Below are 317 nucleotides of genomic sequence, written 5' to 3' on the forward strand. Positions count from 1 at the left end.
GAACACCGTCTGCACAGCGACGTCAAGCCGAAGGACAGGGTGTTCTACTTCACCACCTGCGGCTGGATGATGTGGAACTGGCTGGTGTCCGGCCTCGCCGCCGAGGCGACCCTGCTGCTGTACGACGGCTCGCCCTTCGCCAGCGACAACACCATTCTGTTCGACTACGCCGACGCCGAAGGCATGACCCACTTCGGCACCTCGGCCAAGTTCATCGACGCCGCGGCCAAGTTCGGCCTCAAGCCACGTGAAACGCACAGCCTCGCCAGCGTGAGGGCGCTGATGAGCACCGGCAGTCCGCTGGTGGCCGAAGGCTT

1 pseudogene is annotated in these 317 nt (G+C 64.7%); it reads left to right on the forward strand.

Annotated elements, in window-relative coordinates:
• Positions 1-317: pseudogene (locus AC22G6_RS21885) on the forward strand (acetoacetate--CoA ligase); the annotation flags it as partial.

This window comes from Parazoarcus sp. PS-13 R2A, assembly GCF_057621855.1.